This is a genomic window from Nocardia sp. NPDC056952, assembly GCF_042674185.1.
Classification (GTDB): domain Bacteria; phylum Actinomycetota; class Actinomycetes; order Mycobacteriales; family Mycobacteriaceae; genus Nocardia.
Genome location: NZ_JBHURA010000003.1, coordinates 749,937 through 768,875 on the forward strand (window position 1 = coordinate 749,937; position 18,939 = coordinate 768,875).

General features: G+C 67.6%; 16 protein-coding genes and 1 riboswitch. Of the genes, 9 read left to right on the forward strand and 7 right to left on the reverse strand.

Features of this window, described 5'->3' with window-relative positions; translation table 11 throughout:
* Positions 1-5: 5 nt before the first annotated feature.
* Positions 6-1,265 (reverse strand): methyltransferase domain-containing protein, encoded by a 1,260-nt coding sequence (locus tag ACFTS5_RS15255; RefSeq protein ID WP_378631195.1) that lies wholly within the window; start codon positions 1,263-1,265, stop codon positions 6-8.
* Positions 1,266-1,750: 485 nt separating this feature from the next.
* Between ACFTS5_RS15255 and ACFTS5_RS15260 the strand changes: the two genes are divergently transcribed.
* Positions 1,751-3,250, forward strand: a complete 1,500-nt coding sequence (locus ACFTS5_RS15260) for a sugar transferase (RefSeq protein WP_378631196.1) — start codon at positions 1,751-1,753, stop codon at positions 3,248-3,250.
* A gap of 60 nt (positions 3,251-3,310) precedes the next feature.
* On the opposite strand, the gene ACFTS5_RS15265 is transcribed toward ACFTS5_RS15260, so the two are convergent.
* From ACFTS5_RS15265 to ACFTS5_RS15275, 3 genes are read right to left on the reverse strand one after another with little or no spacing between them, the layout of a single operon-like run.
* The gene (locus ACFTS5_RS15265) at positions 3,311-4,942 is read right to left on the reverse strand and encodes an ABC transporter permease (protein WP_378631198.1); all 1,632 of its coding nucleotides are present in this window, start codon (positions 4,940-4,942) and stop codon (positions 3,311-3,313) included.
* The gene (locus ACFTS5_RS15270) at positions 4,939-5,868 is read right to left on the reverse strand and encodes an ATP-binding cassette domain-containing protein (protein ID WP_378631199.1); all 930 of its coding nucleotides are present in this window, start codon (positions 5,866-5,868) and stop codon (positions 4,939-4,941) included. The genes ACFTS5_RS15265 and ACFTS5_RS15270 overlap by 4 nt, the downstream gene beginning before the upstream one ends.
* Before the next feature lie 3 nt (positions 5,869-5,871).
* A complete protein-coding gene (locus ACFTS5_RS15275; protein WP_378631201.1) occupies positions 5,872-6,492 on the reverse strand; it encodes a TetR family transcriptional regulator in 621 nt (206 codons plus the stop codon).
* 101 nt (positions 6,493-6,593) lie between these two features.
* On the opposite strand from ACFTS5_RS15275, the gene ACFTS5_RS15280 reads away from it, so the two are divergent.
* The gene (locus tag ACFTS5_RS15280; protein WP_378631202.1) at positions 6,594-8,525 is read left to right on the forward strand and encodes an acyl-CoA dehydrogenase; all 1,932 of its coding nucleotides are present in this window, start codon (positions 6,594-6,596) and stop codon (positions 8,523-8,525) included.
* Here the strand turns inward: ACFTS5_RS15280 and ACFTS5_RS15285 are convergent.
* From ACFTS5_RS15285 to ACFTS5_RS15295, 3 genes are all read right to left on the reverse strand, one after another.
* The gene (locus ACFTS5_RS15285) at positions 8,522-9,118 is read right to left on the reverse strand and encodes a phosphatase PAP2 family protein (protein ID WP_378631204.1); all 597 of its coding nucleotides are present in this window, start codon (positions 9,116-9,118) and stop codon (positions 8,522-8,524) included. The two genes, ACFTS5_RS15280 and ACFTS5_RS15285, sit on opposite strands and share 4 nt — an antisense overlap.
* A 31-nt stretch (positions 9,119-9,149) precedes the next feature.
* Positions 9,150-10,028, reverse strand: a complete 879-nt coding sequence (locus ACFTS5_RS15290) for a nuclease-related domain-containing protein (protein ID WP_378631205.1) — start codon at positions 10,026-10,028, stop codon at positions 9,150-9,152.
* Between the two features lie 63 nt (positions 10,029-10,091).
* Positions 10,092-11,489 (reverse strand): DUF2252 domain-containing protein, encoded by a 1,398-nt coding sequence (locus ACFTS5_RS15295; RefSeq protein WP_378631207.1) that lies wholly within the window; start codon positions 11,487-11,489, stop codon positions 10,092-10,094.
* A gap of 121 nt (positions 11,490-11,610) precedes the next feature.
* Between ACFTS5_RS15295 and ACFTS5_RS15300 the strand changes: the two genes are divergently transcribed.
* The 7 genes from ACFTS5_RS15300 to gcvP all read left to right on the forward strand — a co-directional run bounded on the left by ACFTS5_RS15300 (position 11,611) and on the right by gcvP (position 18,708).
* Positions 11,611-12,246, forward strand: a complete 636-nt coding sequence (locus ACFTS5_RS15300) for a CDP-alcohol phosphatidyltransferase family protein (protein ID WP_378631208.1) — start codon at positions 11,611-11,613, stop codon at positions 12,244-12,246.
* A gap of 27 nt (positions 12,247-12,273) precedes the next feature.
* Complete coding sequence (gcvH, locus tag ACFTS5_RS15305) at positions 12,274-12,687, forward strand: glycine cleavage system protein GcvH (RefSeq protein WP_378631210.1); 414 nt, start codon at positions 12,274-12,276, stop codon at positions 12,685-12,687.
* Positions 12,688-12,864: 177 nt separating this feature from the next.
* Positions 12,865-13,350: an FHA domain-containing protein gene (locus tag ACFTS5_RS15310; RefSeq protein ID WP_101462719.1), complete on the forward strand. Its 486-nt coding sequence runs from the start codon at positions 12,865-12,867 to the stop codon at positions 13,348-13,350.
* 70 nt (positions 13,351-13,420) lie between these two features.
* On the forward strand, positions 13,421-14,209 hold the full coding sequence (locus ACFTS5_RS15315) for a MerR family transcriptional regulator (protein WP_378631212.1): 789 nt from the start codon (positions 13,421-13,423) through the stop codon (positions 14,207-14,209).
* Between the two features lie 159 nt (positions 14,210-14,368).
* A complete protein-coding gene (locus ACFTS5_RS15320) occupies positions 14,369-14,842 on the forward strand; it encodes a bifunctional nuclease family protein (protein WP_067446263.1) in 474 nt (157 codons plus the stop codon).
* 158 nt (positions 14,843-15,000) lie between these two features.
* Positions 15,001-15,558: a MerR family transcriptional regulator gene (locus ACFTS5_RS15325; RefSeq protein WP_131816826.1), complete on the forward strand. Its 558-nt coding sequence runs from the start codon at positions 15,001-15,003 to the stop codon at positions 15,556-15,558.
* A gap of 75 nt (positions 15,559-15,633) precedes the next feature.
* Positions 15,634-15,733: riboswitch (glycine riboswitch) on the forward strand.
* Positions 15,734-15,897: 164 nt separating this feature from the next.
* On the forward strand, positions 15,898-18,708 hold the full coding sequence (gene gcvP / locus ACFTS5_RS15330; protein WP_378631213.1) for an aminomethyl-transferring glycine dehydrogenase: 2,811 nt from the start codon (positions 15,898-15,900) through the stop codon (positions 18,706-18,708).
* The last annotated feature ends 231 nt before the right edge of the window (positions 18,709-18,939 follow it).

The following is an 18,939-nucleotide window of genomic DNA, read 5'->3' on the forward strand; positions in this document are numbered from 1 at the left end:
CACCTTCATTCCGGGAGTGCGCCGACCGCGACCGGTTCGCCCGTCGTGGCGGCGCGATGCAGCACCGGCAGAGGGTAGATCAGTTCGCCACCCCATTCGCCGACGTGGCTGAGTTGAGCGGTGATCTCGGTTTCGAGATTCCACGGCAGGACCAGCACCACATCGGGCTTGTCCGCGTCGATGCGTTCCGGCGGATGGATCGGAATCCGGGTGCCGGGGGTGTAGCGGCCGTGCTTGTAGGGGTTGCGGTCCACGGTGTATTCGAGCAGGTCGGGCCGGATGCCGCAGTAGTTGAGCAGCGTGTTGCCCTTGCCCGGTGCGCCGTAGCCGACCACCCGCTTGCCCGCGGCGCGGCAGTCGAGCAGGAAACGCAGCAGCTCGTGGCGAACCGATTCGGCACGGGCACCGAGCGCGGCGTAGCCGGCGGGTTCGTGCAGCCCCGCCGCACGCTCGAGGTCGAGGACCTCGGCGACGCGGGCGGTGGGTTCGGCGACGGCGTCGGGGCGTGCCCACAGCCGGAGCGAGCCACCGTGGGTGTCCAGCAGTTCCACATCGACGACGGTCAGGCCGGCGATCGCCAGCGCGCGCTGCGCCGAATGGACGGTGTAGTACTGGAAGTGCTCGTGGTAGATGGTGTCGAACTGGCCGAGCTGGACCAGGTTCAGCGCGTGGTGCACTTCGATGCTGCACCAGCCGTCGTCGCTGAGCAGGGTGCGCAGTGCGTGGGTGAACCCGCGCAGGTCGGGTACGTGGGCGTAGACGTTGTTGGCGACCACCAGGTCTGCCGGTCCGTGCTCGGCGCGGATCCGCGCGGCCGAATCCTGGTGCAGGAACGCGGTGTCCGTCGGTACGCCGACCTCGCGGGCCGCGAGTCCGACATTGACCGAGGGCTCGATGCCCAGACAGCGGATGCCGCGCGCGACCGCGTGTCGCAGCAGGTAGCCGTCGTTGCTCGCCACCTCGACGACGAACGAATCGGCGCCGAGGCCGAGTCGTTCGGCGGTCGTGGTGACGAACTGCTCGGCGTGACGGACCCAGCTGTCGGAGAACGAGGAGAAGTACGCGTACTCGGTGAAGGTGTCCTCGGGCGTGATCAGCGCCGGGATCTGTAACAGCAGGCAGTCCTCACACAACCGCAGGTGCAGCGGATACGTCGATTCGGGCCGGTCGAGATCGGTGGCGGACAGAAAGCTCTCGCACGGTGGGGTGGCGCCCAGGTCGAGCACGCTCGTGAGCCGTTCGGAGTCACAGAGTCGACATTGCACGTGGAGCCCCCACCTTCATACCTGTTCACCCGAGCTGTCGCGGCTCTTGCCGGTCATGCCGGAAGTCGGATCAGTGGGCACAGACGTTACAGCGGCGGGCAGAAAGGGTGCCCTGAAACGTTCGGGCGGAAACACATTCATGGTAATTTTCGGAGTAATACCAGGTCGATCCGGCACCGGCTAACTGTCGGCGAGGGCGACCATTCCTCCTCTGTTTGTGATGGCGATCACTTGTGAAAGTGATTGTCCTGCATTCATATCGAAAGGCAATAGCGGCTCGGTGATAGCTGTCCGATTGCGCTGTGAAGTGGCTAACTACTGGAATCCCTTGTGGCGGTGAGTCTTCGGAAAGAACCCCCGCTGGTGGTCTGTAACAATCAACGAGCGGGTATCGAATCGACGGGAAGTAGGACGGCCGCAACGGCCGCATTCCGGTCGACGGGGATCGGGAAACGATTCGTCGCCCGAAGGGGAGGTGTGGGTTCATGAGCTACGAGCTCACCGGTAGTGGCGACGTCGATGTTGTCAACGGCGTCCAGGTGCTGCGCCGTACCCAGCGCGAGAGTTGGCAGAGCGCACTGGTTCAGCGGTTGGCGGTGACCGACGTGATCGCGGTGTTCGGTGCGGTCGCGGCGGCACAGGTCATCCGCTTCGGCGGGCCCGCCGCCCCGCCGCTGGCCTGGCCACTGCCCTACGAGGTCGGCTACTCCGTGGTGTCGCTGGCTCTGGCCGCCGGGTGGCTGGCGTTGCTGCACGGCTACGGCAGCCGCACCCCACAGGTGGTCGGGACCGGGACCGAGGAGTTCCGCAGGCTGGTGTCGGCGACCCTGCGGCTGTTCGGTGTGCTGGCGATCCTCGCGCTGCTGTTCCGGGTGGAGGTCGCGCGCGGCTATCTCGCCATCGCGTTGCCCGCCGGGCTGTTCGCGCTGGTGGCCGGGCGGTTGGCGTGGCGGTGGCGGTTGCGGCGGTGGCGCGCGCAAGGGCGGTGCCATATCGCGGTGCTGGTCGTGGGTTCGCCGGAGGCCGCGCAGGCGATGGCGACGGCGTTCACCGGTGATCCCGGCTCCGGCTATCGCGTGGTCGGTGTCTGCGTGCCCGCGGGATCGGTGGGCCCGCAGTTCGATACGTCCGACGGGCCGTCGGTGCTCGGCGACGATCGCTCGGTGCTGGAGGCGGTGCGCCGCAGTGGCGCCGACTCCGTGGCCGTGGCCGCAACCGATCATCTCGGACCCGCCGAGTTGCGGCGGATGGCATGGGCATTGGATCCCCTCGGCGTCGATCTGATCGTCGCACCCGGCATTGCCGACATCGCGGGGGCGCGGCTGACCAACCGCCTCGTCGCGGGGATGCCGATGCTGCACATCGACCCGCCGCGCTACGGACGAGCGAAGTCGAGCCGTAAAGCGCTGTTCGATGTGTGTTTCGCCGCGACCGTGCTGGTGCTCGTCGCGCCGATGCTGGCCGCCATCGCGATCGCGGTGAAGATGACGAGCGCGGGGCCGGTGTTCTACCTGTCGGAGCGGATCGGGCGCGACGGTATTCCGTTCCGGATGATCAAGTTCCGCAGCATGCTCGTCGACGCCGACAACACGGTGGAGGCGCTCATCGAGCACCACGGTGGAAATCCGTTGTTCTTCAAGGTCAAAGACGATCCGCGAGTGACCGCCGTCGGCCGTTTCCTGCGCAAGTACAGCCTCGACGAGCTGCCCCAGTTCTTCAACGTGCTGCGCGGCGACATGAGCGTCGTCGGGCCACGGCCGCAGGTGCAACGTGAGGTCGACAGCTACGACGGGGAGATGCGACGGCGGCTGCTGGTGAAGCCGGGCGTCACCGGGTTGTGGCAGGTCAGCGGACGGTCCGATCTGTCGCCGGAGGACTCGGTGCGCCTCGACCTGTCCTATGTCGAGAACTGGTCGATGGTGCTGGATCTGGCGTTGATCGCGCGCACTGTCGGGGCGGTCACCCGCGGCGACGGCGCGTATTGAAACCGGGGTGGCGAGTCGACTCACCACCCCGGCTCGGTGACGCGGAACGCACGCTCGGGGTCAGCGCAGGTCGCGTCGGCGCAAGGCCATGAGCCCCACCACGATTCCCGCCCCCGCCAGGGCGAGCAGGTAGGCGATCGGCACGATGTCGAACGCCGCACCCGGCAGCTTCGGCGGGTGGACGAAGGGCACCAGATCGAGGATCCACTGCGAGAAGCTGCCCAGCGAGCCCAGCACGAAGATCACGATCATCGCGCTCAGCACGCCCCACGCGAGTGCCGCGTACTTGGGCAGTGCGCCGAACAGCAGCATCGCGATGGCGGTGACCACCCAGACCGCGGGCAGTTGCACCGCGACCGCGCCCAGGGATTCGCCGACCTTGCCGGGAAGGTCGCCGTCTGTCGCGCCCCAGACGATGCCGATCGCCGAGCCCGCGGTCAGCAGTGCCACAGCGGGTCCGCCGATGGCGAACAGCAGGTGGCTCGACGCGTAGCGCACGCGGCTCACCGCGGCGGCCAGGACCGTCTCCGCACGCCCTGAGTTCTCCTCCTCGTGCAATCGCAGCACAGCCGACACGGAGTAGGCGGCGGCCGCGGCGGCCAGCATGGTGACCGCGTAGGCGATGAACGACTTCTCCAGATCGGCCGACCCGCCCATCGAGGTGACCACATCCTGCAGGGTGCCGCTGTCGTCGAGCATGCCGCCGATGCTGTCGACCGCACCGCCGATGAGCAGACCGTAGAGGGCGAAACCGGTCGTCCAGGCGAGCAGCGAACCTCGCTGCAGTCGCCAGGCCAGACCCACCGGACCCGACAGCGCGGTGCCCGCGACGGCCGGTCCGGGTCGGTCGGCCAGCAGTCCCGCGCCGATGTCGCGAGTCCGCAGCAACCGATAGGCGAGCAGGGTCGCGCCGGTGGCGAGGGCGGCCATCGGCACGAGCACCCACCAGCGTTCGTCGGCGAACGGGCGGATCTGCAGGCACCATCCCAGCGGCGAAAACCAGGACAGCACACCGTTTCCCGCGTCGCCGACCGCACGCACCGCGAACGCCGCACCCAGTGCGCCCAGCGCGATGCCGCGGGCGAGCCGCGCGCCGGTGCTGACCTGCGCGGCGACGGCGGCCACCGCACCCCAGACCACGCCGGAGCCGGCGAGTGCGGCGCCGAAGGCGACCGACCCTGCGACGGGTAGATCGGTGGCCATCAGTGAAGCGGTACAGGCGATTCCGGCAACCGCCGAAGCCCCGTAGGCGAGCAGCAGTGCTCCGGTGAGACCGGCGAAGCGGCCGATGCTGGTGGCGCCGACCAGTTCCGCACGCCCGGTCTCCTCCTCGACTCTGGTGTGGCGGATGACCGTGAGCACCGCGGCGATCGCGATCATCGCGTACATCGCCCCGGCCTTCCAGGTGCCGATGGAACCGAGTGCCGAGCTGAAAACGGGTCCGTACATGGCGATCAGCGCGGGGCTGGCCGCCGTGGTCGCCGCGAAGTGGTCGAGTTGTTCTCCGGTGGTGTAGATGTCCTTGATCGACACGATCTGCAGCGCGGGCATCAGCCCGATCAGCAGCGACCACAGCGGCGCGACCACCCGGTCGCGGCGCAGATACAGGCGCAGCATCTGACCGGTGCCGGCGAATTCGCCTGCGGTGCGGGCAGTTCCGGTGAAACGAGGGAGAGCGGCTGTCGCAGTCATGCCCGCACCTTCTCCGCGGTCTCGGCACCGTCGACGTGGTAGTGGCGAAGGAACAGATCCTCGAGCGTCGGTGGCGCGCTGGTCAGGCTGCGGACCCCCGCGTCGCCGAGTACCCGGATCAGCGCACCGAGGTGGTCGGCATCGACCTGGCAGCGCAGGGTCGAACCGTCTCGTTCGACATCGCCGACCCCGGGCATCGTGCTCAGATCGCCGGGATCGCCGATCAGGTCGGCGGTGATGGCAGTGCGGCTCAGATGGCGCAGATCGTTGAGCGAACCGGATTCGACGGTGCGGCCGGCGCGGATGATGGTGACCCGGTCGCACAGGTGCTCGACCTCGGACAGGATGTGGCTCGACAGCAGCACTGTCGCGCCACGGGCGGCGGCATCGCGCACACAGTCCTGGAAGACTTGCTCCATCAACGGGTCCAGACCCGAGGTCGGCTCGTCGAGGATCAGCAGATCCGCGTTCGCCGAAAACGCCGACACCAGTGCGACTTTCTGCCGGTTGCCCTTGGAATAGGTACGCGCCTTCTTGGTGGGGTCGAGTTCGAAGCGTTCGATCAGCTCGCCGCGTCGTGCCTGGTCCAACCCCCCGCGCATGCGGGCGAGCAGGTCGATCGTCTCACCGCCCGACAGCGACGGCCACAGCGTGACATCGCCGGGGACATAGGCGATCCGGCGATGCAGGTCGACGGCATCGGTCCAGGGGTCGCGGCCGAAGACCGCGGCTTCGCCACCGGTCGCGCGCAGTACTCCGAGCAGGATGCGGATGGTGGTGGACTTGCCTGCGCCGTTGGGACCGAGGAAACCGTGGATCTCGCCGGTGCTGACGTGTAGGTCGAGTCCGTCGAGCGCGGTGAAGCGGCCGAACGTCTTTCGCAGGTCCGCGACATCGATGACCCGGTCGGTGGTGGGGGAGGGCATCGTCTACTCCTCGAAAAGGGTGTCGAGCATGGTGGAATCGGTGAGTAATCCTTGGGTGTAGAGCTCGAGCGCCGGGAAGGTGATCTCGTCGGACAGCTCACGAATCGCCTTGCGGTAATCGAGTTTTCCTTCGCGCTGCAGGCGCATCTGGAGGTAGAGGTTCATCGCGCCGACATGGCAGAGCACGATGTAGCGAGCGCGTGCCGCGTGGTCGCGACTCGGTTTGGCCTTGCCCTCGTCGACAGCGGTCTGCATGTACTGCTCTGCGTCGGAGATCATGTGTTCGAGCAAGGACTCCGACAGCGGGCCGCCTGCCTGGAAGCTGCGCAGCATGTAGGCCACCAGAGGTGCGTACATCTCGAGTTCGGCCATCGCGTTCAAGATCCCCGCGGGACCGGGCGCCTGGATCGCGCGCAGCTTCTCGTCGCGGATGATCTCGAGCACACGATCGTCGCAGACCGCGCGCAGGCCGTCCTTGGAGCCGAAGTGATGGTTCACCAGCCCGGGTGACACCCCGGCCGCGGCGGCGATGGCCCGTACGCCGACGCCGAACCCCTGCTCACCGAACAATTCGATCGCGGCATCGCGAATCCTGGCGGCGGTGGTGAGATCGGCTGAACGCATGTTCAATATGTTAAACGTGTGTTCAATCCGTTGGCAAGACTTTCGCCCGATCCGAGTTTCGGGCCTGGGGGACCCATCGTGTGCGGGCTAATGTCGAAGCCATGGCTACCGGCACATCGACGACGGCAGAACATCTCCGCGCAGCGCTGGACGGACCGTGGCGCACGGTCAGGGAGCAGGCGCGCACCCAGCTCGCCGGTGCGGAATTCACCGACGATCCCGAACTCGACATCCACGCGGCGAGAGCGCGCGTGCTCGACCAGATGCGGGTCATCGCGACCATGGGCTACCCCGAACGCGGTTTCCGGCCCGAGAACGGCGGCACCGGTGATCCCGGCGGCGCGGTCATCGGGCTGGAGATGCTCGCCTACACCGACCTGTCGTTGTGGGTGAAATCCGGCGTGCAGTGGGGACTGTTCGGTGGCGCGGTGGAGAACCTGGGCACCGAACGTCACCGTGACTTCATCAAGCGCCTGATCTCGCTCGATCTGCTCGGCTGTTTCGCGATGACCGAGTCGGGCCACGGCAGCGATGTCGCCGATCTGGAGACCACGGCCACCTATGACCCGGCCACCCAGGAATTCATCATCAACACCCCGACCCCGTCGGCGCGCAAGGACTACATCGGTGGCGCCGCGGTGCACGCGCGGATGGCCGCGGTGTTCGCCCAGCTGATCGTCGGCGGCGAGAGCAAAGGGGTGCACTGTCTGCTGGTGCCGATCCGTGACGACCTCGGCGCGGACCTGCCCGGCGTGACCACCTACGACGACGGGCTCAAGGGCGGCCTGCCCGGTGTCGACAACGGCCGGATCGTCTTCGACCAGGTGCGGATCCCCCGCGAGAACCTGCTCAATCGCTACGCCGACGTGTCTCCGGACGGCACCTACAGCTCGGAGATCGAGAACCCGAGCCGCCGCTTCTTCACCACCCTCGGCACGCTGGTGCGTGGCCGGGTCAGTGTCGGCGGCGCGGCCGCGGCCGGCGCGCGGGTGGCACTGAGTATCGCCGTCCGCTACGCGCTGGCGCGCCGCCAGTTCGCCGACCCCGATACCGGTGAAGAGACCCTGCTGATGGACTACCGCAGCCATCAGCGCAGGCTGCTGCCGCTGGTCGCGAAGTCGTTCGCGCTGGCCTTCGCCCAGAACGACCTGGTGCGCCGGATGGACGAGATCCAGCGCGGGGAGAACACCGAACCGAGCTCACAGCGGGCGCTGGAGAAGCGTGCCGCCGGTCTGAAGGTGGCTCAGACCCGCCACGCCACCAGGGCCATTCAGGAATGTCGCGAAGCCTGCGGCGGCGCGGGATATCTCACCGAGAACCGCCTGGTCACGCTGAAGGCCGACACCGATGTGTTCACCACCTTCGAGGGCGACAACGTCGTGTTGACCCAGCTCGTGGCGAAGGAACTGCTCACGGCCTACTCCGACGAGGTCCGCGACCTCGACGCACTCGGCTGGGTGCGCTTCGCCGCCACCATGGCCGGTGACGTGGTGCGCAAACGCTCCGGCGTGCGTCAGCTGATCCAGACCCTGCGCGACCGCAACGACGAGTCCGTCGACGAAGGCGACCTGTCCAAACGCGACGTCCAGCTGCAGCTGTTCGCCGACCGCGAGGACTACCTGTTGCGTACCGCCGCGCACCGGCTGCGCGCCCGCGCCGCCGACACCGGCCCGTTCGAGGCGTTCAACAATGCCCAGGACCACATCCTGGCCGCCGGCGCCGCGCACATCGACCGGCTGGTGCTCGAGGAGTTCGTCGACGGCATCGCCACCATCGAGGACCCCGATGCCAAGGCGCTGGCCGAAACCGTCTGTGACCTCTTCGTCTACGCCTCGCTGGAGGAGAACCTGGCCTGGTACATCATGCACCGGTTCATGTCGGTGGAGCGGGCCAAGGCGGTGCGGCGCGGGGTGAACGAACTCGTCGACCGCCTGCGTCCGGACGCGCTGACCCTGGTGGAGGCGATGGGTGTGCCCGAGACGATGCTGCGCGCCGAAATGCTGCACGACGCCAGCGTTTTCGATCGCCGCTAGCCGGCGCGCCGGGCGTGTAGGGCATCGGAGATCCAGCACAGGCCGATCGCCATCGAGGCGGCCGCTGCCGCCCCACCGAGGACATCGGTGGGGTGGTGGTAGCCCAGCTCGGCCATCGCGGGGGTGATCGCGATCAGGGCGAGCACGGTGAGCGTCGCGACCGCGATCCGTATCCGGAGGTCGGTCACCAGGCACGCGAAAGTCGTTGCGACAGCGACCATGTGGACGGTATGCCCGCTGGGGTAGGCGAGATGGTCGTCGAGCCGGCGATCCCACAGTGGTTTCAGCAACCAGGTGTTGACCGCCAAGGCGACCTCGGGAACCACCAGCATGGTCACGGCCCGCCACCACTGCCGATGGAGCGCGAAAAAGGCACACGCGGCCAGGAGCAGCGCCACGACCACCGGCGCGTTACTCGGCGTGACGAGTACGTGCGCCAGGCCCGGGGAGACGGTGTCGGTCGACGCCACCGAATCCAGCTCGCTCGGGCCGTCGTCCGCGGGGAACGTCAACGGGACCGACGCGGTCAGTACGGCACCGGCGCCGATCGCCGCCACTCGCACAGCGGAGGCACTACCGACACGGTCGATCACGAACGCGACGATAGCCGCCGTCCGGCCCCGCTCAGGCCGGACCGTAGGTGAGTACCGCCGTGACCAGGAACCACAGCACCCACACGATGGCCACGATCATGCCGAGAGCGAGGGTGATCCGCAGGAATGCCCGGCCGAAATCGAGATCGCCGCCGACCCGCGGATACAGCTTCCACGGGCTGTACCACGGTGCGACCATCCCCCGGGACTGCGCCTGGCGTTCGAGCTCGGCCTGTTGCTCGGCGTAGGACTCCGCGGCCGCCTGGGTGGGCCCGCCGTGCCACAGCGTCACGTCGATCGGGCCGAGGAAGCCCTCGTTGAGCAGATCCTGTGGTGCGGGCAGGAACGGCAGGATGCCGAGGCCACGGAACGCGATGGCGACGTCGTTGGCCGTCCAGAGGTTGTGTTCCTTCTCGGCCAGCAACTCGAAGTACATCTCGAGCCGATGCGGGTCGTCGGTGACGATCACATCGAAGCTCGGGTCGCTCCAGCCCTGGTGCACGTCGATCTGGGCGCCGGGCATCGGCACGATCAAGCCGAGACCGTGCACCGCGCGCTGGCCGAGCCCGCGCGCGGCGAGATAGTCCTGCAGGGCGAAGGTGTGATCACGCGAACGTTCCAGCGGCGTCGATTTCTCCGCGCCCGCGAACTGGGCGAGTTCGCCGGAGACCATCCACGGACCGTTGAGCGGGATCTCGAGTACGCCGTCCTGCGGGGCGGTGAAGGTCTCCGCCTCGATGATCACGCAACTGGTCGGAGTCCAGACCACCGCGTCGAACTGATGCAGCCGATCCTGGTGGAACAGGCTGCAGTTGATCGTGGCGACGCCGTGCGGGCTCGCCGGGTCCTTCCACGTGCGCAACCAGTCGATCAGTGCCGCCTCGGCATCGCTGCCTGCCGCATTCTGCACGCGCACGAGCATGGAGACCGCCCTTCGTTGTGCCGAGAACCGTTGGCGTACATCGTAGCTCGATCAATCCTGTTCGGCGGCGATCGTACCCGCGTCCACGGCCGCGACGAGGTCGGCGTGATCGGCCTCGGTGCGGTCGGCGTAGCGCACCGCGAAGCGGGCCACCGAGTCCTCGAACCGGTCGTCGTCGTCATCGTCGGTTTCCAGATATCCCGCCAGCGCGCGCGGGTCGAGGGAGCGAGCATGCGCGCGGGCCAGCAGCGCGCCGGCGAGGCGGCCGTAGTCGTCGAGATCGTCGGCGGACAGTTCCGCCGGGTCGATGCTGCCCTTGAGATTGCGGAACTGACGCACGATGAAGGGCAGCGACTCGTCGAGTTCGACGGTCGTCCAACCGAGCAGGATGTCGGTCTCGGACTGCACGGTCCGCGCGCCGACCACGATCCGTTCACCCTCGTGCCGGGGCTCGGTGGGCGGCAGGAACGGGGCGAGGGCCGACGGGCGCGCCTGCTTGACCTGCAACACCACCGCCTCGCCGTCGTTGCCGTGCAACAGCGCCACATAGCTGTGCAGGCCGACGCTGCCGGTGCCGACGATGCGGAACGCGACATCGGAGACCGCGAACCTGGCCAGGAGGTTGCGCCGGGACTCCCGGATGGTGCCCGCGTAGCGTTCCAGGCCGTCGATCACGGCTTCCGACACCGGCGTGTCGACCGCGGTCAGCACGGGCGGATCGCTGACGAAACGGTGCTTGCGGATGTCTGTCTCGTGGTCGTCGAGGTGCTCGGTCCACTTCGCCACCACCTTGGCGCTGGTGTTCTTGCGCGCCTTCTTCGCGGCCTTCTTGAAGTCGTCGAGCAGGTCTTCGGCTTTGGCGCTGGTGAGGATCGACTCGTCGGGCAACGCGGTCCAGGACTGCATGAACGGCATGTCGGCCAATTCGCCGACGGTACGACGGTAGGAGCGGGCGGCATCGCGTGCCGCGCGCAGGCAATCGTCCTCGGCGACGCCGCTCTCGCGTCCCGCCAGCACGAGGCTTGCCGCCAGACGCTCCAGATCCCACTCCCACGGGCCCATGACCGTCTCGTCGAAATCATTGATATCCATCACGATCTCGCCGCGCTGGGTGCCGTAGAGGCCGAAGTTGGCGGCGTGGGCGTCACCACAGATCTGGGCGGCCAGACCACTGTCGGGTCCGGCGGCGAGGTCGGCGGCCATCAGGCCCGCGGCGCCGCGAAAGAAGGTGAACGGTGAGGCGATCATCCGCCCGATCCGCAACGGGATCAGACGTTCGATCCGGCCGCGGTTGCTGATGTCGATGAATTCGCGCACCGTCGGCCGATCGGGGCTCGCCGCGGCACGGTCACGCTCGGTGACAGGCACCCGCCGCCGGGCAGCCCGGCCACGTTCGCGGGCGTCCTCGGCGGAGACGTAGGAACGCAGATCAATACCACTGTCGGACACGATTGCCGAGGTTAGCCGGTTGCCGCGCGCCGAGCAGGGTGGCGCTCGGTACACAGCGGAGTTGACGGCGTTTCGGCGTGGCCGGATGGCGCCGGACGGGGTCGGTGCGGTAAGCAGGGGCGTGGCAACCGAATCAGGAACGCCGGGCACGCACGACACCGAAACCGGTGGCGTGTTCAGCGACCGCATCCTGACCGTGCCCAACGCGCTGAGCGTGGTGCGGTTGATCGGCATCCCCGTCTTCCTCTGGCTCCTCCTGGTCCGCCACGCCGACGGCTGGGCCTTCGCCTTGCTGATCGCCAGTGGCTTCACCGATTTCCTCGACGGCAAACTCGCCCGATTGCTCGATCAGTCCTCGCGGCTGGGAGCGCTGCTCGACCCGCTCGTCGATCGGCTCTATCTGGTGACGACCCTGGTGGCCTTCGTCGTGCGCGGCCTGCTGCCGTGGTGGCTGGCGGTGATCTTGATCGCACGCGATCTGGTACTCACCGCGACCCTTTCGGTGTACAAGCGGCGCGAGCTACCGGCGCCGGAAGTGATCTACCTGGGCAAAGCCGCCACTTTCGCGCTGATGTCGGCGCTGCCGTGGATCTTGACCGGGGAGATGGACTGGGCGGGGGCGAGTTTCGGGTGGGCCTTCGGCTGGGCACTGCTGATCTGGGGCACGGCACTCTACGTCTGGACCGGGCTGCTCTACGCGGGGCTCGCGGTCGCGGTCGCGCGATCGATACCGCCTGTGCCGCACCGCGGGAGCTAGTCGATACTGTTGCGTGCAACGTCGACGATGAAAGGACGTCCAGTGACCCGGACCCCTGAGGAACTGCGCTACACCGAAGAGCACGAATGGGTGCGGCGGACCAGCCCCACGGCGGTCCGTGTCGGCATCACCGATTACGCCCAGTCACAGCTGGGTGACGTCGTGTTCGTCCAGCTGCCCGACGTCGACAAAGACGTGACCGTCGGCGACAGCATCGCCGAGGTCGAGTCGACCAAGAGCGTGTCCGACATCTACGCTCCGCTCACCGGCAAAGTCGTTGCGGTGAACGAGGATCTGGTTCAGACGCCGGAGACGCTCAACGAAGATCCCTACAACGAGGGATGGCTGTTCGAGCTCGCGTTCGACGACGAGGCAACCCTCGATTCCGCCCTCGGTGAACTGCTGGATGCAGCGGGTTACCAAGGAGTTATCGGGGGCTGACTCAGCCTTCACAGTTCTCCCTGCACGGGCACGCCCCGGCAGGGTACGGTCAAAGCCAAGCGGATACGTCGGGGAATCGACGCCGGGATCTTTTCCTGGCGATGTGATCGCGCCGGTCGTGTCGCCGAATACAGCACCTGCTTGCATGGATAATCAGGTTCGAGGAGGAGAGAAACGGTGAGCGAGAACAGGGACCCGGGTTACGGGGAAACCGCGGCCGAGACGACGTCGGTCTTCCGCGCGGACTTCCTCAACGAGGTCGACGCGTCGCGCTCCGCAGAGCCGACCGGCGAACAGCCGGTTCAGGGCGTCGAGGGCCTGCCGGCCGGTGCGGCCCTCCTGGTGGTCAAGCGTGGCCCGAACGCGGGCTCGCGTTTCCTGCTGGATCAGCCGACCACTTCGGCCGGCCGCCATCCCGACAGTGACATTTTTCTGGATGACGTCACCGTCAGCCGTCGGCATGCCGAGTTCCGTCAGGACGACGACTCGTTCCAGGTCGTCGATGTGGGCAGCCTCAACGGCACCTACGTCAACCGGGAGCCGGTGGACTCCTCGGAGCTGCAGAACGGCGACGAGGTCCAGATCGGCAAGTTCCGGCTGGTCTTCCTGACCGGTCCGCGCACGCAGGCGAACGAGTCGGCGTCGGGCGCGGGGTCGCGATGACCCCAACGGTACTGGTGCCCGTGACGGGCACAGTGCTGTGACAGGGGCGGCGCAGTGGGCGCGCGGAGGGATGTCGATCGGCTCCGTACTCGACCTGCTGCGACCAGATTTTCCTGATATCACCATCTCCAAGATCCGGTTCCTCGAATCCGAGGGCCTGATCCGGCCGGAACGGACACCGTCGGGATACCGGCGGTTCTCGGTGGCCGACTACGAACGGCTGCGTTTCGTGCTGACCGCGCAACGTGATCAGTACCTGCCGTTGAAGGTGATCAAGGAGCAGTTGGAAGCGATCGACAGTGGTGCGGCGACGTTGGGCGTGCGTGAAGCGCGCGCCCGCGCGCACTCCCACCACGGCGCCGCGGAGGCCGGGCACAGTGTGTCCGGCTCCGCGGAGGCCGATGCCGAGGCGAAGAGCCCGGCCGCGCCGCGCCGCCTCGGTATCGTGACGGGCGCGATCACGCCCGAGGAATTACGTGTCGACGTCGGCGTGCGGCTCACCAGGTCCGACCTGCTCGCCAAGGCCGACATCGACGACCGTTTCCTCGACGATCTGCTGCGCGCGGGACTCATCGTCCCCGGTGCGGGCGGATTCTTCGAGTCCGATGCGGTCACGCTCGCACACGCGGCCAAGGCGATGGCCGAATTCGGCCTGGAGGCACGTCATCTGCGCGCCTTCAAACTCGCCGCCGACCGCGAGGCCGCGCTGATCGCACAGATCGCCGCGCCCATCGCGAAGAGTCGCGATGCCGATGCGCGCGCTCGCGCCGAGGAGACCGTGCGCGAACTCGCGGCGCTGTCGCTGAACCTGCACGCCGCATTGGTCAAAGCCGCGGTGCGCACAGCCCTCGGCGGCTGACACACCCGGCCTGGTGATCAGGTATCGCCCCGGCTACACACCGATTTCGGCGCGAACGTCTTTCTTGCGCGCCCCAGAATTCGCCTAGACTCGTTGATACGGCGAGCTGTGCAGCTGTCGTGCCGGCCGGCGGCCGAGTATGGGAGGCAGGACTTACTCATGAGCGAGATGCGTGTCATCGGCATCCGTGTCGAGCAGCCACAGAACCAGCCCGTGCTGCTGCTGCGGGAGGCTTCGGGGGAGCGGTATCTGCCGATCTGGATCGGGCAGGCCGAGGCCACCGCGATCGTGCTCGAGCAGGAGGGGGTCACGCCGATCCGTCCGCTCACTCACGATCTGATCAAGATTCTGATCACCGAGCTGGGACACACACTCAAGGAAGTGCGGATCGTGGATCTGCAGGAGGGCACCTTCTACGCGGATCTGGTCTTCGACGGCGACCTGCGGGTCTCGGCGCGGCCGTCGGACTCGGTGGCGATCGCCTTGCGCGTCGGGTGCCCGATCTACGCCGAAGAACCGGTGCTCGCCGAGGCGGGCTTGGTGATGCCCGACGAACGCGAGGACGAGGTGGAGAAGTTCAAGGAGTTCCTGGAGTCGGTCTCGCCCGACGACTTCAAGGCGACCGACAGCTGACCACGATCTTCTAAACCTGAAGTAGAGGTCCAGGGAATCGCGGCGTTTGGTGCTTGGTGTGACAACACCGCAGGTCCGACAATGGCAGGAGTAACCTCGAAAGTCGGGCAACATCCGTCGTGACTCCGACCCGAGAACGTCGGCAGAAGGAGCGATCAGTGGAAGAACAAACGCAGGATGTCGTACAGCCTGGCTTGTTCCCGGACGACTCGGTTCCGGACGATCTGGTCGGCTACCGGGTGCCGAGCGCGTGTCAGGTCGCCGGTATCACCTACCGTCAGCTCGACTACTGGGCCCGGACCGGGCTGGTCGTGCCGTCGATCCGTGGTGCGGCGGGATCGGGCAGCCAGCGGCTGTACTCGTTCAAGGACATCCTTGTCCTCAAGATCGTGAAGCGGTTGCTGGACGCGGGCATCTCTTTACAGAACATCCGGATCGCCGTCGATCACCTGCGCAGTCGTGGCGTCGGCGATCTCGCCGGGATCACTCTGTTCTCCGACGGAACCTCGGTATACGAGTGCACCTCGCCCGAGGAGGTAGTCGATTTACTGCAGGGTGGGCAGGGCGTCTTCGGCATCGCCGTCGGTGGCGCCATGCGTGAGCTGACCGGCGCGATCGCGGACTTCCCGGCAGAACGAGCCACCGCCATCACCGACCGCCCCGAAGACGAGCTCTCCTTCCGCCGCAAGGTGAGAGAGAACCGCAAGACCGGTTAGTGACCAGCGCTACACCCCCGGCGTGCCCCTGGTGGCGCGACCGGGGGTTTGCTGCATCTAGAATCAGTGGTGCGTCGCCGCCGTGCGGGAGAGTCCTCGGTTCGCGAGAATCGGGGCGCCGAAGGAGCAGCACCTCCCCGTCAATCTCTCAGGCAACAGGGACCGCACGGTGATTCGACGCCTCTGGAAAGCGGTGGCATCCGGCTGCCCGCCCACGGGGAAAGGGGCACGGTCACCGATCTTCGGGGCCGGGTTTCCGAATCTCTCAGGCGCACAGACAGAGGGGGAGGGCTGGTACCCGTCGACCACGAGGTCGACCCGCCCGACCTGGAGCTGCCCGTGACCCGTTCGTTCGCCGACCGCCACATCGGACCCGATTCCGACGAACTCGCCCGGATCCTCGCGACCATCGGCGTCGAGTCCATCGACGCACTCGCGACCACGGCGCTGCCCGCCACGATCCTCGACGAATCCGGCCTCGGCGCGCTGCCCGCGCCCGCCTCCGAGCACGAGGTGCTCGAGGAACTGGCCACGCTGGCGCAGGCGAACACCGTCGCCACCTCGATGATCGGTCTGGGCTACTACGACACCCTCACCCCGCCGGTGCTGGTGCGCAATCTGCTCGAGAACCCCGCCTGGTACACCGCCTACACCCCGTACCAGCCCGAGATCAGCCAGGGCAGGCTCGAGGCGCTGCTCAACTTCCAGACCATGGTGTCGGATCTGACCGGCATGGACGTCGCCAACGCCTCCATGCTCGACGAGGCCACCGCCGCGGCCGAGGCGATGACGCTGCTGCGCCGCGCGGGCAAGTCCAAGTCGAACCGGCTGCTGATCGACGCCGACCTGTTCCCGCAGACCAAGACCATCATCGGGACCAGGGCCGAGCCGCTCAGCATCGAGATCATCGAGGCCGACCTGTCGACCGGGGAGCTGCCGGAGGGCGAGTTCTTCGGCGTGATCGTGCAGACTCCGGGCGCGTCGGGCCGCATCGTCGACTGGACCTCGCTGTTCACCGCCGCCCACGAGCGCGGCGCGCTGGTCGCCGCCGGTGCCGATCTGCTCGCGATGACGCTGAGCACCCCGCCCGGTGAACAGGGTGCCGACGTGTGCTTCGGTACCACCCAGCGCTTCGGCGTGCCGATGGGCTTCGGTGGCCCGCATGCCGGTTACCTCGCCGTGCGCACGGCCTTCGCCCGTCAGTTGCCCGGTCGCCTGGTCGGCGTGTCCGTCGATGCCGACGGCGCGCCCGCCTACCGTCTGGCGCTGCAGACCCGTGAGCAGCACATCCGCCGCGAGAAGGCCACCTCGAACATCTGTACTGCCCAAGTGCTGCTGGCCATCGTCGCCGCGATGTACGCGAGCTACCACGGTGCCAACGGCCTGCGCGCCATCGCGCGCCGGGTGCACCAGCACGCCGCTGCCGTCGCGAGCGGCCTCGGTGGCGCCGTGGTGCACGGTGCCTTCTTCGACACCGTGCTCGCCCACGTGCCCGGCGGCGCGGAAGCTGTTGTCGCCAAGGCGAAGTCGAAGGGCATCAACCTGCGCCTGGTCGATGCCGACCACGTCGCCATCGCCTGCGACGAGGCCACCACCGACGCGCATGTCGCGGCCGTCGTCGAATCCTTCGGCACCGCACTGACTCCCGACGCGGGCGCGGGCGCCGAGCCCGCCGCGATCGAGACCCGCACCTCGGACTACCTGACCCACCCGGCGTTCACCCGCCACCACACCGAGACCGCCATGTTGCGCTACCTGCGCGCGCTCTCGGACAAGGACATCGCGCTGGACCGCAGCATGATTCCGCTCGGTTCGTGCACGATGAAGCTCAACGCGACCGCGGAGATGGAGCCCATCACCTGGCCCGGCTTCGCCCGCCTGCACCCCTTCGCGCCGACCGAGGACACCCCCGGCATCCGCAAGCTGATCGCCGACCTCGAGCGGTGGCTGGCCGAGATCACCGGTTACGACGCGGTGAGCCTGCAGCCCAATGCCGGTAGCCAGGGCGAGTACGCGGGCTTGCTCGCGATCCGCCGCTACCACCTCGATCGCGGTGACGACCACCGCGACACCTGCCTCATCCCGTCCAGCGCGCACGGTACCAACGCCGCCTCGGCGGCCATGGTCGGCATGCGCGTCGAGGTGGTCAAGTGCCGCGCGAACGGTGACGTCGACCTCGACGACCTGCGTGCCAAGATCGCCGACCACGCCGATCGGCTGGCCTGCATCATGATCACCTACCCGTCCACCCACGGCGTCTACGAGCACGAGGTCGCCGAGTTGTGCGCGCTCGTGCACGATGCCGGCGGCCAGGTGTACGTCGACGGCGCCAACCTCAATGCCCTTGTCGGGCTTGCCCGTCCGGGCCGGTTCGGCGGCGACGTGAGCCACCTGAACCTGCACAAGACCTTCTGCATCCCGCACGGCGGCGGCGGCCCCGGCGTCGGCCCGGTCGCGGTGGGTGCGCACCTGGCGCAGTACCTGCCCGGTGACCCGCTCGAAGCCGGTTCGCACGCGGTGTCGGCGGCGAACTACGGTTCCGCGTCGATCCTGCCGATCACCTGGGCCTACATCCGGATGATGGGCGCCGAGGGCCTGCGCGCGGCGACGCTGACCGCGATCGCGTCGGCCAACTACATCGCCCGCCGCCTCGACGCCTACTTCCCGGTGCTCTACACCGGCGAGAACGGCATGGTCGCCCACGAGTGCATCCTGGATCTGCGGGAGATCACCAAGCAGACCGGCGTCACCGTCGACGATGTGGCCAAGCGACTGGCCGACTACGGTTTCCACGCGCCGACCATGAGCTTCCCGGTCGCGGGCACCCTGATGGTTGAACCCACCGAGAGCGAGAACCTCGAGGAGATCGACGAGTTCATCGCCGCCATGATCGCCATCCGTGGTGAGATCGACCAGGTCGCGGCCGGGGTGTGGCCGGTGACCGACAACCCGCTGCGCGGTGCGCCGCACACCGCGGCCAGCCTGGTCGCCGAGTGGAACCACCCGTACAGCCGGGAGACCGCGGTGTACCCGCGCGGTATCGGCCATGCTCGTCCGAAGGTCTGGCCTTCTGTGCGGCGCATCGACGGTGCGTTCGGTGACCGCAATCTGGTGTGCTCGTGCCCGCCGCTGGATGCCTACGAAGACTGACCGTAGTCCTGACACATGGCCCCGCCGACCTTGTCGGCGGGGCCATGTGTTGTCTGTGTCTGGCCAGGTGACGTTGCAGTCGCGGCATGGTTGCCGAAAGTGAATTCTCATCGGCCGTACTGGCGGCGCGTCACATACCGAATGCCTTGTTTGCAGCTATTCAGGGAATGACCAGTATGTGTCGAGCTGTCAAATGGTCTCGCTATTAAGTCAAGCCCCGAATATCGGTGG

Bases quoted from the DNA above. Each gene is read 5' to 3' on its own strand.
- ACFTS5_RS15315 (WP_378631212.1), top strand. From the start codon at position 13,421: ATGTCGATCGGCTCCGTACTCGACCTGCTGCGACCAGATTTTCCTGAT.
- gcvH (WP_378631210.1), top strand. From the start codon at position 12,274: ATGAAAGGACGTCCAGTGACCCGGACCCCTGAGGAACTGCGCTACACC.
- ACFTS5_RS15265 (WP_378631198.1), bottom strand. From the start codon at position 4,942: ATGACTGCGACAGCCGCTCTCCCTCGTTTCACCGGAACTGCCCGCACC.
- ACFTS5_RS15275 (WP_378631201.1), bottom strand. From the start codon at position 6,492: ATGCGTTCAGCCGATCTCACCACCGCCGCCAGGATTCGCGATGCCGCG.
- ACFTS5_RS15280 (WP_378631202.1), top strand. From the start codon at position 6,594: ATGGCTACCGGCACATCGACGACGGCAGAACATCTCCGCGCAGCGCTG.
- ACFTS5_RS15270 (WP_378631199.1), bottom strand. From the start codon at position 5,868: ATGCCCTCCCCCACCACCGACCGGGTCATCGATGTCGCGGACCTGCGA.
- ACFTS5_RS15320 (WP_067446263.1), top strand. From the start codon at position 14,369: ATGAGCGAGATGCGTGTCATCGGCATCCGTGTCGAGCAGCCACAGAAC.
- ACFTS5_RS15260 (WP_378631196.1), top strand. From the start codon at position 1,751: ATGAGCTACGAGCTCACCGGTAGTGGCGACGTCGATGTTGTCAACGGC.